Genomic DNA, 15,382 nt, shown 5'->3' on the forward strand with positions numbered 1-15,382 from the left:
TCAGTGATTTCCAGAAGAAGATTCCTTGGCGGTGTCTCGGCTGTGTGTGCGGTGGGTGCGTCTGAGAGCAGCGCATTCGGCAAAGTGATCCACGAGTCCACAAAGACGGATGCGACCTTCGACGCCGCATCGCTGGTTGATATAAGGATTGGCACGGGTGGACATGGGCATACGTTTCCCGGAGCTACAGTACCTTTTGGTGCGGTCCAGCTCAGTCCGGATACCTTCAACGATCAATGGGATTGGTGTTCGGGCTATCACATCTCCGACACGTCGATCATGGGCTTCAGCCATACTCACCTGAGCGGCACGGGCTGCGGCGATCTGCTCGACTTTCTGGTGATGCCCGGCACCGGCGAGTCGAAGATAGTTCCGGGGCCGCGCAGTAATCCGGATGCAGGCTATCGCTCGCGCTTCGACCATGCAGACGAACATGCCGAACCGGGTTTTTATTCTGTTCTGCTGAAGGACTATGGAGTTCGCGCGGAGCTGACCGCGACGGAGCGTACCGGGCTGCATCGCTACAGCTTTCCTACGGGCAAGGATGCTCCGAAGTCGGGTCATATCATCGTCGACCTTGAGCATAGCTACGCGTACAACGGGCAGTCGGCTGTGGTCACCTCTTCGCTCGAACGTACGGCACCGGATACACTCGCGGGAGGGCGTACTACCAAAGCGTGGGGCGATGGGCGGCAGATCTACTTCACGATGAAGTTCTCGCAGCAGCCGACTCGGATTGTCTTCTATCAGGAGGGGACGGAGGTTCCGGCGGGGACGCAGCCGTTGACTGATAAGTCCTTGAAGTGCGTATTGTTCTTTGATACGGCGAAGGATCCGGTGATTCTGGTGAAGACCGGGATCTCTGGTGTCAGCTCGGAGTCTGCTGCGAATAACCTGAAGGCTGAGCTGCCGGGATGGGACTTTGAGAAGGTTCGCCGTAGCGCACGAGAGAAATGGAATCAGCAGCTCTCGCGCATCAGGATCAAGACTGAGAATGAGACTCATCAGCGGATTTTTTATGCTGCGCTGTACCACGCTTGTGTTGGGCCTTCGCTGTTCGATGATGTGGATGGCCGCTATCGAGGGATGGATAAGCAGATTCATCAGCTTCGTGATGGGCAGCGAAACTACACTGCATTTTCACTGTGGGATACCTATCGCGCTACTCATCCTCTGTACACGCTGATGTCGGCGGATCGCGTGCCGGACTTTGCGAACGCGCTGATTCGTATGGCGGAGGAGAGCCCCGCGGGAATGCCGGTGTGGCCGCTGCAGGGTTGTGAGACCGGGACGATGACCGGCTATCACTCCGCTGCCGTGATCGCGGAGGCGTGCAACAAGGGCATTGCAGGTGTGGACTATGGACGCGCTTACAAGGTGATGATGAAACGCGCCATGGTGGATGACTATCGTGGGCTTGGGTATTACCGCTCGAAAGGGTATATTCCTTGCGATCTTGAAGAGGAGTCGGTCAGCAAGACGTTTGAATATTGCTACGACGACTGGTCGATCGCACACGTGGCGAAGAAGCTTGGCCACTCGGACGATGCAACAATGCTGGTGGAGCGTTCGCGCAACTATCGCAACTACTACGACCGCTCGATGAACTTTGCACGGCCCAAGCTGGCGAACGGGGAGTGGGCTGCGCCGTTTGATCCGATCGAGATGGGCACCTCGAAGAAGTGGCGCGACTTTACCGAGTCGAACTCGTGGCAGACTACGTTTGGGATTCAGCACGATGCCGCGGGGTTGATTGAGATTCTTGGCGGACAGAAGCAGTTTCTCGAGAAGCTCGATGAGTTATTCGATCAACCTTCGACGCTGCCTGCCGACGCACCGCCGGATATCGCCGGGCTGGTGGGTCAGTATGCGCATGGCAACGAGCCGTCGCATCACATCGCTTATCTTTATGCCTATGCAGGCCAGCCTTACAAGACACAGGCGCGGGTGCGCATGCTGATGGAGAAGATGTACGCTGCGCTTCCGGATGGTTTGCAAGGCAACGAAGACGTGGGCCAGATGTCGTCGTGGTACATCCTGAGTTCGCTGGGTTTTTATTCGGTTGACCCTGTGAGTGGCAACTACATCTTTGGGACGCCCTTGTTCGATCAGGTCAGCGTGCAACTAGGCAACGGCAGGCAGCTTGAGATTATTGCGCATCGTCACTTGGCGAGCGATCAGTATATTCAGTCGGTCAGCTTCAATGGAAAGCCGTACACGAAGTCCTGGTTCAATCATCGGGATATTGCGAATGGTGCGCGCATCGTCTTTGAGATGGGAGACAAACCGAATCTTGAGTTTGGATCTCAACCTGCGGACGTGCCGCCTTCTTTGACCCTTGAGAGCGCCTAAATACCCGACTTATCGATCTTGCTTTCAGCCATGTGAGGGGTCTTAATGACGAAGCTTCTGCTCTGCCTTCTCTTTGTTGTGCCAACGGTCTTCGCGCAGACGAAGACGCTGTTCTATATGAGCGATCATCCGGATTCGGTGCGCGACTTCATGGAGCACCAGACCAAGATCGATATCATCGTTCCGACCTGGTACGGCGTTGATTCGAACGGACTGGTGTACGGTGAGCCGGACCCGAGCGTGATGCGTGTGGTGAAGCAGCGACACATCTCTCTGTTTCCCATCATCGCTATCTTTGACAAGACCGGCGTGCATTCGTTGCTTACCAGCGATCAGGCGCAGACGGCGTTGATTGGTTCGCTAATCTCTGAGTGCAAGCAGAATGGTTATGACGGCTTTCAGCTCGACTTCGAGAATATCTCGTGGACCGATCGAGATACTCTCTCGGCTGCTGCAAAGCGCATCGCCGATGCCATGCACCGAGAGCATCTGCAACTGCAGATCGCGGTGGTTCCTAATGCGCCGGGACATCCGGGCCATAGCGCCTTCAGTAAGTGGATCTTCGCGGACTGGCGTGGTGTCTTCGATCTGAAGGCGCTTAGTGAGTCGGTCGATCTGATCTGTCTGATGACCTACGACCAGCACACGCGATGGACTACGCCTGGGCCGGTCGGGGGATGGGTGTGGATGAATGAGAATCTGGATTATGCGCTGAAGGTAGTTCCCAGGGAGAAGCTATCACTCGGCGTTGCACTCTATGGATACCACTGGTACGCCGGCGATCCGGGGCTGAACGACAAGGAACAGAAGCCAAACATCACGGCAGATTACATCAGCGCTGTAGACGCACAGACTCTGCGCGATACCTACGACGGCCACGAGCAGTGGGACCCGCAGGATCACAGCGCTTATTTTTTCTTTTATCGGGATCAGATGCGTGAGTGGATCTTTTATACCGAGAAGCGTGGATTTGCTGATCGCTACAATCTGGCCAAGGAACAACACCTGCAGGGGATTTGCGCCTGGGTTCTTGGTCAAGAAGATGATGCTATCTGGAGCGTTTTGCCAGAGCGGCGATAGCGGTGAGGATCGGCGTCGGTTCGATACCTTGTGAACCGACGCCTTTGTGGTAGAACTCCTGAGTTTTTGTAGCCGTTGATGGAGCGGATTAGTGATCCGCCCTAGTTGGGGGGAAGTTGAACGGAGTTCCAGCCTCCTCCGAGCGCCATCTGCAACTGGGTGCTTGCTACAATTCGCCGAGCAACCAAGGATGCAGCAGCTCTTTCATCGGTCAGTTCTATTGTCTGATTGGTGAGCACTTCGAGATACGGGGCGAGGCCTCGTTTGTAGCGAAGCGTTGAGAGCTCAGTGCTCTTCTGCGCTGCACTCACTGCCTTATCCTGTACTGAAGCCTCTTGCTCCAATACTCTCAATGCAGAGAGTTGGTCTTCTACATCGCGAAATGCGGAGAGCACCTGCTCGCGATAGAGAGCGGTGGCCTGCTTACGCTGCGCCACGGCAAAGTCCATCTGTGCTCTTCTGCGACCCGCATCGAAGAGAACCTCGCTGGCGGAAGGCCCCGCGCTCCATTGCGTGCTGGACGAGTTGAAGAGGTTGCTGATGGTGGAGCTTTGCACGCCGGCCCCTGCGCCGAGGAGGATCGTGGGATAGTAGGCAGACTTAGCGACGCCAATCAAGGCATTCGCAGATGCGACGCGACGTTCGGCGGCCGCGATGTCGGGGCGCCGCTCGAGCAACTCCGACGGAACGCCCGTGGGGATGCTGGGGGGATCGCCTGCGATGGGACGCTCGGCGATGTGAAAGCCAGTTGCGGATTCTCCGACGAGCACGGCAATCGCATGCTCGAACTGCTCGCGCTGCACCCCGAGATCGATGAGCTGGGCCCGGGTTTCTTCTAACTGCGCCTTCGCCTGCTGAACATCGCTGTCAGAACTCAAGCCACCTGTCAGCCGGTCTTCTGTGAGTTGAAGTGTTTCGGTATATGCGTCGAGCGTCGATCGAAGGAGCTGCGCCTGAAGGTCAAGTCCTCGCAGTTGAAAGAAAGTGACCGCGAGAAGACCTTGCAGGCTTAGTCTCGTGTTGGCCAGATCCGCAGAGGTAGCCTGCGCATTGGCTGCGCTCGACTCAATCTGTCTGCGAATGCCACCCCACAGATCCGGCTCCCAGGAGATGTTTAGCGGAATGAGAAAGTCCCAGTAGGATGAGGCTACGTTTGATGGTCTCAAGGGTGCATTGTTTGAGGCACGGTTGCGCGATGCCGATCCACCGAGCGAGACGGTTGGGTACAGAGATGATTTATTCTCGCGAACGAGATCGTGGGCTTGCTCGTAGGCATGAAGAGCGGCGGCGATGTTCTGATTTGCAGCCGCACATCGCTGCTCCAGATTGTTTAGCTCGTCGTCCTGATAGATCGACCACCATAGCCCGCGGTCTACTCCATCGGCTGGCTTGGCCGTGGACCAGTCGCCGTTGTGGCCGTCGTCCGTGTAAGCGGGAGGAGCCGGCATGGCAGGAGCCTTGTAGTTCGGTCCAACTTTGCATCCGCTCAGCAACGAGGCGCCGAGCAGGGCTCCTGTAAGCGATAAGACGCGAGCCTTCATCGCTTCCCCTCCGGCGCCTGGCTCTGATTGTTGCCGTTATTGATGACGCGGACTTCCTCTCCGTCAGTGAGTGAATCGGGCGGGTTGCCGATGATGGATTCTCCTGGCTTGAGGCCGGCTAAGATTTCGACAGTTGTACCATAGTCACGCCCGGGCGTTACACGCGCCATGTGAACGCGATGATTGGCATCCACCGTTGCAATCCGCAAGCCGTCCGGCTCCAGGATCAGAGCACTCACCGGCACGATCAGAACAGGTACAGCGCTCGACACACTAAGGTGAACTTCGGTGTAGCTGCCCGGAAGCAGCTCGCCGGAGCGGTTGTCTACATCCACTTCTGCGAGCAGGGTTCGCGTTGCAGGATCGACGGAGTCCGACGAGCGAACAAGCTTGCCTTGAAAGGTGCGACCTGGGTACTGCGGCAAGACCAGCTTCGCAATCATTCCGTTTTTGGCATCCGGCGAATAGATCTGCGGCACATTAATAAAGACGCGGAGAGTGCGGATGGCAGAGATATCGAAGATCTCCTTGTTTCCCGAGATTGCTCCGCCGGAGGTCGAGGTGCTTCCCGTAGCCGTGATGAGCTGTCCGATGTCGAGGTTGCGCGCGGTAACAATACCATCAAAAGGCGCTACGATGCGTTCGAATGAGACCAGCTCCTCCAACCGCTGTACATTCGCTTGAGCCGAAGCAATCTCTGTATTCCTCGCCTCCAATGCCTGTACGGCGTTGTCGGTGTCCTGTTGCGAGACGGCATTGCGGCCTATCAGATCGTTGTAACGATCCGCCGTTATCTTCGCGATACTGGCGTTGCTCTTTGCTGTTGCAAGGTCCGCCTTCGCGGAGGCGAGTTGTTGATCGAGCTCAGGCGTTTCGATTACGGCAAGCAGCTCGCCCTTGCGTACAGGTGTTCCAATGTCGTGATACCAGGCCTTGACGTAGCCGGTCGTTCGCGCATAGATCGGCGCCAGGGTGAAGGCCTGAATGTTGCCTGGAAGCACGACCTCCCGGGCATTCTGCTGCATGACCGGTTGCTCCAGCGTCACGGGAGGAGCAGAGGTATTCTCCGTGTACTTCGCCAGTTCCGCGCTTGCATGTTTGCGCGAGACGATGCCAAAGACCGCAACAATCACAGCCGCTACCAGCACGATCACGACAACAGACAGCAAGGATCCGCGCGAAACCTTCGGCGGCTCAGGCCTTGCCTGCTGAGCGTCATGCTTGGCTGGCTGCTCTCCAGCTACGTCTCGACCTCGATTTACTTCTGATGTCTTCTGCGCGTCGGGGTTCTCGGGGTTCATTGCCATCTCTCCAAATGCGCTGTGGGCGCGGCGTTCCATAGGTTGAACGATCCTGAATGACTCATAGTGATTCTTCCGAATCTTGTGCGACGGGAGGAGGATCGTTTCGATGCATAAACGAAAAGAAGACCGGAACGAAGGTTAGCGTTCCAAAGGTAGCCAGTAGAAGTCCTCCAATGACAGCACGGCCGAGTGGCGCGTTCTGTTCGCCACCGTCGCCGAGTCCGAGGGCCATTGGCACCATACCGATGATCATTGCGAGGGCCGTCATGATGACTGGACGGAAGCGAGTGAAACCGGCTGAGAGGGCGGCATCAAGAGCGTTCAATCCCAGGTCCATCTGCTCTTTCGCGAAGCTAACTACGAGAATCGAGTTCGCCGTCGCTACCCCCACGCACATGATTGCGCCTGTCAGCGCAGGGACGCTGATGTGAGTGCCGGTTAGAAACAGCAGCCAGACGATTCCGGCCAAAGCCCCGGGTAGTGCGGCGATGATGATGAATGGGTCGAGCCAACTCTGGAAGTTCACTACGATGAGCGCGTAGACGAGCACGATCGAAAACAGGAGTCCATAGACGAGCCCTGTGAAGGAGGTGTGCATCGTCTGAATCTGGCCGCGAACGTAGATCTCTGTTCCACGAGGCAACTTGCCTTTGCTGTCTTTGACCATCTGCTCAATTCTGGTCGAAACGCTTGCGAGATCTGTCCCTTCAACCGCACCATAGATGTCGATTACCGGCCGTGCGTTGTAGTGGCTTACCGTGCCCTGTTCGGCTCCTCTTCGAATTGACGCTAGATTCCCAAGAATTTGAGGTTGCTGCGTCGAGCCATTCGTCGCGATCGGGAAGTTTTCCAGCTGCTGCAGGCTCTGCACGTTGTACTGCGGCGTCTGAACGGCGACGTTGTAGCTGACGTGATTCTGAGGATTGAGATAGAACGTGGGGTTGGTCTGGAAGCTGCCGCTGAGGCTGGTGAGCACGCTGACTGCTACATCGCGCTGGCTGTAACCAACCTGCTGCGCGCGCGTGCGGTCGACGTCGATGGTCCATGTCGGAAGATTGAAGGGTTGTTGAATTCGCAGGTCGGTCGTCCCGGAGATGTGACTGATCTGCTGCATCAGCTGTTCGGCCAGGATGCGATTCTGTGCGACCTGCTGCCCTACAACCTGGATGTCAATCTGTGCCGGCAGACCGAAGTTCAGGATCTGGCTGACCATGTCGGTCGGCAGATAGTAGAACTCTGTGCCTGGAAACTGCTGGGTGAGCTTGTCGCGCAGTTCGTGGGTGTACTCGGCTGTTGGGCGATGCTTCTCGTCGAGCGAGACCAGAATGTCTGCGTCCGCGGTACCGACAGGAGCGGAGTTCGAGTAAGAGAGATTCAGGCCGGAGTATGGGATACCGATGTTGTCGATGACCGAGATCAGCTCTGCGGCGGGGATCTCGCGGCGGATCACACCTTCGATCTGATCGCATAGTCTCGCTGTATCTTCGATGCGGGTTCCAGTGTGTGCGCGAACATGCAGCTTGAACTGCCCTCCATCCACCGAGGGAAAAAAGTCCTGTCCCAGCCATGGATAGAGAAGCACCACGGACGCGATCCAGAAGGCACCAATCGAAAGAAGAAACGTAACGCGATACTCCAGGCAGAAGCTCAACAGACCGTGGTACCAGTTGCGAAGTTTTTCGAAGTAGCGTTCAAAGGTAAGTTGAAAACGAACCAGCGGATTGCGGCTGACATGCGTCGTGTGCTCCTGCTGATGCGGCTTCAGGAGATATTTCGCCATGGTCGGAACGATGGTTCGCGACAGGAAGTATGAGGCGAGCATTGCAAAGACCACCGCCTCGGCCAGCGGGACGAACAGATATCTCGCCACGCCCCCAAGAAAAAACATGGGGACGAAGACGATGCATATCGAGATCGTCGAGACAAAAGCCGGAACTGCGATCTGAGCAGCACCGTCTAGAATCGCCTGTTCGACCTCCTTGCCCTCTTCAAGATTTCGATTGATATTCTCAATCTCGACGGTTGCATCATCGACAAGGATACCGACCGCCAACGCCAATCCGCCAAGCGTCATGATGTTGATCGTCTCGCCCAGAGCGGCCAGCATCAGCAAAGAACAGATGACGGACAAAGGAATGGAGACGGCGATAATGATGGTGGAACGCCAGCTTCCAAGGAATATCAGGATCATCGCCGCGGTGAGACAGGCAGCGATCAGGGCTTCGCGAACGACACCGCTGATTGCTCCACGTACAAAGACGGACTGGTCGGCGATAGGTTGCATCTTCAACGCGGGCGGCAGCTGCGCAGCGATGAGCGGAAGTTGAGCACGCACGTCCGAAATGATGTTCAGCGTCGAAGCGTTCCCAGTCTTCTGAATGGTCATCAACGAGGCACGCTGTCCATCCACACGCACGATGTTTGTTTGAGGAGGAAAGCCATCGCGAACATTGCCTATATCGCGGAGGTAGGTGGTTGAACCGTTTACGGTCTTGATCGGCAGATTATTCAACTCAGCAATTGAGCTTGGAGCGCTGTTGGTCTCTACCTGGTAATCGACGTGCCCCATCTTCATATCGCCGGCCGGCAAGATGATGTTTTGAGTCGATATGGTGTTTACGATGTCCGAGGCAGAGAGCCCATAGGCCTGCAGCTTCTGCGTATCGACATCCACCTGTATCTGGCGCTGCTTTCCTCCATAGGGGAAGGGCATGGAGGCGCCCTGAACGGTCGCCAGTTGGGTGCGGATAAAGTTGGTTCCAAAGTCGTAGAGCTGCTGTTCACTCAGGCCGTTTCCGGACAAGCCAAGCTGCAGGATGGGGACACTCGACGCGCTGTACTGGATGACCAGGGGTGGCTGCGTACCCTGAGGATACTGGCGAAGCGCTGTCTGGGAGATAGCTGTTACCTGTGCCACCGCCTGGGAGATATTTACCGACGGGCGGAAGAAGATTTTGACTACCGAGACGCCGTTGAGTGTCTGGGACTCCGTGTGCTCGATGTCGTTGACCACGGTCGTCAGGTTTCGCTCGAAGGGCAGGACAATTCGATCGCTCAGTTGTTCGGGCGACAGTCCCGCGTAGTTCCATACGACCGAAACGACCGGGATATCAATGTTCGGAAAGATATCGACCGGCGTCCGCAGCATGACTACGGGCCCGATAATGAACAAGAGTAGCGACAAGACGACAAAGGTGTAAGGTCTCCTAAGCGCGAGACGAACGATCCACATCAAAGCTCCTTGGAACGATACTTTCTTATTTTGCTAATGCACCAGAGGCTCTATGGGTGCCAGTGTAAAAACAGCTTCGTTGGAGTCATGTAAAACGATACGTTTAGAAATAAGATGCTGTGACTGTGGAACAAGACTCATCGTTGCCCATTTCGGCGTTTTACGAGAGAGCCGGCCTTCTTCCTAGGGCGCTGATAATCAAGTCGCCTTAAACCTCCGAACGCAGCTTCCACCATTGCCTCAGACTCTGAGTTGTTGAGTGAGCCGTGGCCGGCGAGCAATCGAAAGATGGTGGGCCCATAGATCAGGTCGAGAACGATCTCCCCGTCGACAGCGCTGCGAATCTCGCCACGGTCTACGCCGCGGCGCCACATGACACGCGCAGCATCTCTGCGGGCATAGAGGAAACGTTCTCGAAACGAGGCCAGAAATCCCGGATCACTCTGCCCTTCCGCAATAAACTGGCAGAAGAGCCGCCCTAGCGTAGAGGTATAGAAAGCGGTCAATGACTTCAGCTGCTCGGTAAAATCTTCTTCGGCCGACCCCGTATCGGGCGTTGGAACCCTGTCCGTCATTCCGGCCAGATAAGCGTCCAGGGCCACCATGCTCTTGTTCGGCCACCACTTGTAGATCGTGGCCTTGCTGACACCAGCCCGTCTTGCGATTGCATCCGCGGTCACTTTGCGCAGCGACTCGCGCTCCAGCAACTGAAGTGTCGCTTTCAGAATGGCTGTCTTTGCCTCGAGGCTGCGGTGTCTCCCGCGTTTCCTCGGCTTCTCCGCGAGTTCCGGGGTTTGCTGTTTTCTCATACGTCGGTTCTCAACAAAATCATTGTAAACTAGACGTTCAGTATAGATAATCGACTGCCGATTCGTCGACTAACAAATCTTGCCACCACGACTCTTCAAATCACCGATGACTTGCATTATTTTACGAACCAATTTCAGCAACGACCTCGCCGCAACGTTCGAGAATTAGAGTTTTCGGTGCTACAAAGGGCTCTTGCCCGGAGTAAGGATCTTGCCTAAACTGTGAGTTTTTTCATGTAGTCGGCGTCGATCTTAAGCGCCTCCAGGGGCGGGATGTCATATGCTTCCTGCTCGACAAAGTAATGTCTCAGGTTTGCTTTCTTCGCCGCCTCAAAGACTGGACGGTAATCCAGGGTTCCCTTCCCCAATTCAGCCGCGGGAGGCGGTTCCATGACAGACACCGACTTATCGGTGTGCTTGAAGTCTTTGACATGAAGCATGGAGATTCGAGAAGGATAGCGCTGAAGATAGTCCACCGGATTGGCACCGCCAACGATGACCCACCCGCAGTCCAATTCGAAGGTCACCAACTCAGGATCGGTCAGGCGGATCATCTCGTCGAGTGGAACGACACCACCCTGTTTGCCAAACTCCATAGTGTGGTTGTGATAACCGAACTTCATGCCGGCGGCCTTCACCTTTTCGCCAAACTTGTTGAACTGATCGGCGTTCCATCGATAGTCCTCCAGGGTGAAAGAGCGAATCATTGTGGGATAAGACGTGTCTTTCAACCGCGATGGGTCTTTGATACCAGGGAAGGCGCAGATGATGTACCGCACGCCCAGCTCTCTGTTGAAGGCGACGATCTTATCGAAGTCTTTGCTCAGACTCGAGTAGGAGTAGTGAGCGCTGACGCACTTGAGACCGGCTGCCGACATCGCGCTCTTGACCTGCTCGGGCGAGCGGTCGAAGTAGCCTGCCGCCTCAACCTCCTGATAGCCAAGCGCGGCGATCTGTTTGAGCGTTCCCTCGTAGTCTTTTGCGAGCATCTCGCGGACGGAATAGAGCTGGAGGCCGATCGGCAGGCCAAAGGGGGAAGCCCATAATCGATCACTCTTCAGAAAAGAGGAACTATAGACGATCGCGGCGGTGGCAGACTGGAGGAAGTTTCTACGTGTATGACAGGTCATCCGGATCCTCTTCTCCTCGACGAACTAAGGGTTAGGTCAAATAGTCTCTATTGTTGGACCGCAGCGTGGCTCCTCTGCGGCCACGCGTGAATCAACAACGACCAAAGTGCATCACTAAGCGACTCCCTGATAATACTTGCCGGAGTGACGACGGCGAATCGATTCGATCAGATTCCGTCAGGAGAGAAAGGCGCGAGCCAGTTTTTCCGCTGCGAGAACAAGCTCCTCTTCGCTGCGAGCCGCGAAGGTAAAGACGAATTGGACGTGGCCGGGGCGCTCTACCTCGGAACATGCCGGCCAATAGACGCGCTCTAACCGCACCCCGGCGGCGAGTGCGCGGTCGAAGGCCTCCGTTTCGGAGAGGTCGATCTGGAAGTCAGCCAGGAAGTGCATCCCTGCATGGTCTCCGTAGATTGTGACTCTGCGGCCGAAGTGTTTCTGCAAGGATTCGACCAGCACGGCGCGGCGGTTGCCGTAGATGATCCGCATCTTTCTGACATAGGGTTCGAGATGTCCCTCAGTGAGAAAGTCTGTGAGGATGCGCTGGTCGATCGAAGAGCTTTGAAGATCGCAGAGCAGTTTGGCCCCTGTAAATACATTCTGAAAGGCACGGGGCACGACGAGATAACCCAGCCTCAAGGTGGGGAACAGCAGTTTCGAAAAGGTACCGACGTAGAGTACCGGAGCATCGGGCACCATCCCCTGAATGGAGGGGAGCGGCCTCTCGTTGTATCGATACTCGCTGTCGTAGTCGTCCTCGAGGATCAGAGCGCCTGCTTGTTTTGCCCATGCCAGCAGGTCCATACGGCGTGGGATCGAGAGTGAAACTCCTCGGGGGTACTGATGCGAAGGGGTGACATAGACGAGCTTCACCGTCTTGTCGGCGTGCCTTTTGAGTTGCGAGACCTGCATACCGTTGCGGTCGACTGGAATCGGCAGGAGGGTGGCTCCCTGGGAGGAGAAGATTCGTCCGGCGAAGCGGTATCCCGGCGCTTCGATCGCGGCGAAGTCGGAGGGATCGAGAAAGATTCTTGCGGCTAGGTAGATGGCCTGCTGGGATCCGCTGGTGATGATGATCTGACTCGGATCGCAGACGACGGCGCGGGACATGCGCAGATAGTGGGCCACGGCTACGCGCAGGTCGGTGTTGCCGCTGAACTCCTGGGTATATTGCAGGAGGTTTAGGCCGTCCTCCTGCATGCGTCGAACCAGGAGCCGGGTCCAAAGCTTTCGCGGAAAGGAGGCTACGTCCGGTCCGTGCGAGTCGAGGCGAATGATACCGGGGGGGATGGGCGGTCGGATCGGCGCGTTGATGAGGTCGCCATAGGCGGAGAGCCGGATGGGTGCAGAACTCTGGGGCTCTGGATCGATCTCTACGGTCACGCTGGAGGCGTACATATCCGTTTCGGGCAGCAAGGAACAGACGAAGGTTCCCGAACCGCGACGGGTTTCGAGATATCCCTCCGAGATCAGGCGGTCGTAACACTCGGTGACTGTGATTCGCGAGACACCGAGCGAGGTTGCGAGAGCTCGTGAGGCAGGCAGTTTGGCGCCAGCCTCGAACCTTCCTCCGACGATTCCGCCGCGCAGGCCATCGTAGATCTGGCGATAGAGAGCTATCCGGGAGATGGGATCGAGATTTAAGGCTACTTCCATGGCATCGGATGAGAGGACTTACGTTCTGGACCGGGCCCTTGTTCCCTTACTCTTGTTCCCTTACTTGTTCCCTGCTTGTTTCGTTAGACGTCGGCCGGCCTCGGTGGTCTGGTTCCATGGTGCGGAGCCTTGCCCGGATTGGCAAGGCTCTTCGGTTTTTTTCGGCAGGCTACTAGGCTACGGGGCTACTACTTGGTTATTGGGCTACTACTGGGCAATTACTGATCGACGGCTAGGTCCCGGCCCGATCTGGTTCGGGCGAGGGTGCGTACGATGGAGGCGGCGGTGGGTTCGATGGTGACCGAGCGGGCGTTGGTGGAGGCGAGCTGGAGGCCATAGAGAAGGACCGCTGCCCGTTTAGAATCAATGCGATTGCGGGCGAGGGCGGCGACGAGCAGGGAGATGGAGACCTGGATGGACTCGACATCTTCCAGCGGCGGGAGGTCGAGCTCTAAGGGGACGGCTTCGGGCAGATACTGGGGCGCTCCAGTGGCCGTGGGCGGGGTGTCCGGCTGGCTTGCGGGCAGGGAGGGCGCGGTTGCGAGAAGAGTTCTGTGGCGGCGGAGGAGGCGGGAGTGGAAGTAGCAGAAGGCGGAGAGGCCGAGAGAGGGTGATTTGCAGCGGCGTCCGTTGGTCTTGATGTGACGGCAGATGGCGGTTTCCATTTTTTTGGCTCCTTGGTGGTGCGGTTGGTACCCCCCTCCCCCCTGGGGGGTATTTTAGGGGTAAGTGAAATGGATGCAATGGTTTAGCGGCAGTGTGTGTCGCTAAACCATTGCATCCATGTGGGTTGTGCCTAAAATATTTATTTTGTTTCAGTTAGCTGGCTTTTTGGTGCGGGTCCTCCTCCTTTCGTGGTTCTTTGGGTTGCGTGATCGATGTTGCGTTCCATGGTGTCTCGGTGGTTCTTTCGTGGTGCGTTGGTGGTGATTTGGGTACGGGTTAAAGGTGAAGGGCTGCCGCAGCTTTCGCCGCAGGCAGCCCTTGGGTTTGATCTCTTATTTAATTGTAGCGAATTGGATATAACTCATACGCCAAATTTGGCGAAGATTTTTTGAATTATTTTTTCGATGTTGATCGAAGCTCTGTCCTGCCGGACGGGCGCCCTGCGCGGGCAGCGGTCACTTCGTGACTTGTATACCCCTTCGGTTGGCGCTCCCGTTGGTCGCGAGCCGGAGTTCGTGCCGACCAACGGGAGGACCGTGGATGTTAGGTGCTGCCTAGACCGGTATACGCGTCACGAAGTGACCGCTGCCCACGCAGGGCGCCCGTCCGGCAGGACACGAGCGGGGAGCGGTGAAAGAAGAATGGCTTTGGAGCGGTTTCGGGTGCGATGATTGGGGACCACAGCTTCAGGTCATCTTTTATTTTCTCTGCGGGTGAGAGCGATCTCGCGCAGAGCCTGGCTGCCGAGGTAGTCCATGCTGCTAAATCTGAGTTCGCGCTTTGTTGGAAACGTCTACCTGGTTCAGTGCAAGGGCCGTATTGTTCTGGGCGAGGAGGTGAAGGCGCTGGAGGCTGCGCTGGACGAGGGGGCGCGTGAGTTCTCGCAGCTGGTGGTGGAGCTGAGCGAGGTGAGCCGGCTGGACAGCATTGGGCTGGGGCTGCTGGTGCGATTCTCCGAACGGATGCGCCGACGCGGGGGCGATCTTCGGCTGGCTGGTCCGCCGAAGTTTCTTACGGACCTGCTGAAGTCGACGAAGGTCTCCGCTTTGCTCGGGAGCTATGCGACCGAGGAGGAGGCGATTCAGTCGTATTTGAAGGAGCAGCCGACGGGGGCGGCGCAGAAGCAGCAGGGCCCGCGAGTGCTGGTGGTGGATGAGTCGGCCGACCTTTGCGTGTTTGTGAGGACGGTGCTGACGCAGCATGGATATGACGTGAGATCGACCTGCTCGTTCCGCGATGCGAAGACGCTGCTGCAGGTGGAAGGGATGGAGTATCTGGTGGTGGGGCCGAGCACTCCGCGTCTGTCTGCGGAGACGGTGATGCGGTCGCTGACGGCGCTGGCTCCGCGGGCGAAGGCGCTGCAGCTTGATCCTGAGTTCAAGATCCGGGATGTGCAGGAGGCTAGTGCTGCTTTGTTGCAGTTGTTTGCGAATGGTGGGTAGTAGTGGTGGGGTCTCTCCGCTGCGCTGTTGGTGGTGAGGCCGTGGACAGCTTCGGTTGAGATGGCGATTTTTGTGGGTGTTGGGTTGGAAGGTTCGAATGGTATGGGTGGGTGTAAGGTGTCGGGATCCTTCCCCATTCGAGTTCGCTCAGGTCAGGATGACGGCGAAGA

Annotated in this window: 10 protein-coding genes; 3 read left to right on the forward strand and 7 right to left on the reverse strand. The window is 56.8% G+C overall.

Features of this window, described 5'->3' with window-relative positions; genetic code table 11:
• The first annotated feature begins 3 nt into the window (after positions 1-3).
• Together HDF09_RS19000 and HDF09_RS19005 are read left to right on the forward strand one after the other, a co-directional pair.
• Positions 4-2,352 carry a GH92 family glycosyl hydrolase gene (locus HDF09_RS19000; protein WP_183769045.1) on the forward strand — a complete coding sequence of 783 codons (2,349 nt, stop codon included), beginning with the start codon at positions 4-6 and terminating at the stop codon, positions 2,350-2,352.
• Positions 2,353-2,397: 45 nt separating this feature from the next.
• Positions 2,398-3,432 (forward strand): glycosyl hydrolase family 18 protein, encoded by a 1,035-nt coding sequence (locus HDF09_RS19005; protein ID WP_183769046.1) that lies wholly within the window; start codon positions 2,398-2,400, stop codon positions 3,430-3,432.
• A 101-nt stretch (positions 3,433-3,533) separates the two neighbouring features.
• Here the strand turns inward: HDF09_RS19005 and HDF09_RS19010 are convergent, their stop codons facing one another.
• The 7 genes from HDF09_RS19010 to HDF09_RS19040 all read right to left on the reverse strand — a co-directional run bounded on the left by HDF09_RS19010 (position 3,534) and on the right by HDF09_RS19040 (position 13,769).
• Entirely contained in the window at positions 3,534-4,973 is a 1,440-nt protein-coding gene (locus HDF09_RS19010; RefSeq protein ID WP_183769047.1) for an efflux transporter outer membrane subunit, read from the reverse strand.
• Positions 4,970-6,274, reverse strand: coding sequence for an efflux RND transporter periplasmic adaptor subunit (locus HDF09_RS19015; RefSeq protein WP_260181805.1), 1,305 nt, complete (start codon positions 6,272-6,274; stop codon positions 4,970-4,972). Before HDF09_RS19015 ends, HDF09_RS19010 begins: the two co-directional genes overlap by 4 nt.
• Before the next feature lie 61 nt (positions 6,275-6,335).
• Positions 6,336-9,509, reverse strand: a complete 3,174-nt coding sequence (locus HDF09_RS19020; protein WP_183769049.1) for an efflux RND transporter permease subunit — start codon at positions 9,507-9,509, stop codon at positions 6,336-6,338.
• 137 nt (positions 9,510-9,646) lie between these two features.
• The gene (locus HDF09_RS19025) at positions 9,647-10,318 is read right to left on the reverse strand and encodes a TetR/AcrR family transcriptional regulator (RefSeq protein WP_183769050.1); all 672 of its coding nucleotides are present in this window, start codon (positions 10,316-10,318) and stop codon (positions 9,647-9,649) included.
• Between the two features lie 215 nt (positions 10,319-10,533).
• The gene (locus HDF09_RS19030) at positions 10,534-11,448 is read right to left on the reverse strand and encodes a sugar phosphate isomerase/epimerase family protein (RefSeq protein ID WP_260181806.1); all 915 of its coding nucleotides are present in this window, start codon (positions 11,446-11,448) and stop codon (positions 10,534-10,536) included.
• A gap of 177 nt (positions 11,449-11,625) precedes the next feature.
• The gene (gene pdxR / locus HDF09_RS19035) at positions 11,626-13,104 is read right to left on the reverse strand and encodes a MocR-like pyridoxine biosynthesis transcription factor PdxR (protein ID WP_183769051.1); all 1,479 of its coding nucleotides are present in this window, start codon (positions 13,102-13,104) and stop codon (positions 11,626-11,628) included.
• 218 nt (positions 13,105-13,322) lie between these two features.
• On the reverse strand, positions 13,323-13,769 hold the full coding sequence (locus HDF09_RS19040; protein WP_183769052.1) for a hypothetical protein: 447 nt from the start codon (positions 13,767-13,769) through the stop codon (positions 13,323-13,325).
• Between the two features lie 756 nt (positions 13,770-14,525).
• Here HDF09_RS19040 and HDF09_RS19045 point away from each other — a divergent pair.
• Positions 14,526-15,212: an STAS domain-containing protein gene (locus HDF09_RS19045; protein WP_183769053.1), complete on the forward strand. Its 687-nt coding sequence runs from the start codon at positions 14,526-14,528 to the stop codon at positions 15,210-15,212.
• Positions 15,213-15,382: the final 170 nt, after the last annotated feature.

The sequence above is a fragment of the Edaphobacter lichenicola genome (genome assembly GCF_014201315.1).
Lineage (GTDB): Bacteria > Acidobacteriota > Terriglobia > Terriglobales > Acidobacteriaceae > Edaphobacter > Edaphobacter lichenicola_B.

What these genes read in the sequence shown, in the direction of transcription:
- HDF09_RS19010 (WP_183769047.1), bottom strand. Translation starts at nt 4,973, where the DNA reads ATGAAGGCTCGCGTCTTATCGCTTACAGGAGCCCTGCTCGGCGCCTCG.
- HDF09_RS19005 (WP_183769046.1), top strand. Translation starts at nt 2,398, where the DNA reads ATGACGAAGCTTCTGCTCTGCCTTCTCTTTGTTGTGCCAACGGTCTTC.
- HDF09_RS19015 (WP_260181805.1), bottom strand. Translation starts at nt 6,274, where the DNA reads ATGAACCCCGAGAACCCCGACGCGCAGAAGACATCAGAAGTAAATCGA.
- HDF09_RS19045 (WP_183769053.1), top strand. Translation starts at nt 14,526, where the DNA reads ATGCTGCTAAATCTGAGTTCGCGCTTTGTTGGAAACGTCTACCTGGTT.
- HDF09_RS19040 (WP_183769052.1), bottom strand. Translation starts at nt 13,769, where the DNA reads ATGGAAACCGCCATCTGCCGTCACATCAAGACCAACGGACGCCGCTGC.
- HDF09_RS19025 (WP_183769050.1), bottom strand. Translation starts at nt 10,318, where the DNA reads ATGAGAAAACAGCAAACCCCGGAACTCGCGGAGAAGCCGAGGAAACGC.
- HDF09_RS19030 (WP_260181806.1), bottom strand. Translation starts at nt 11,448, where the DNA reads ATGACCTGTCATACACGTAGAAACTTCCTCCAGTCTGCCACCGCCGCG.
- HDF09_RS19020 (WP_183769049.1), bottom strand. Translation starts at nt 9,509, where the DNA reads ATGTGGATCGTTCGTCTCGCGCTTAGGAGACCTTACACCTTTGTCGTC.
- pdxR (WP_183769051.1), bottom strand. Translation starts at nt 13,104, where the DNA reads ATGGAAGTAGCCTTAAATCTCGATCCCATCTCCCGGATAGCTCTCTAT.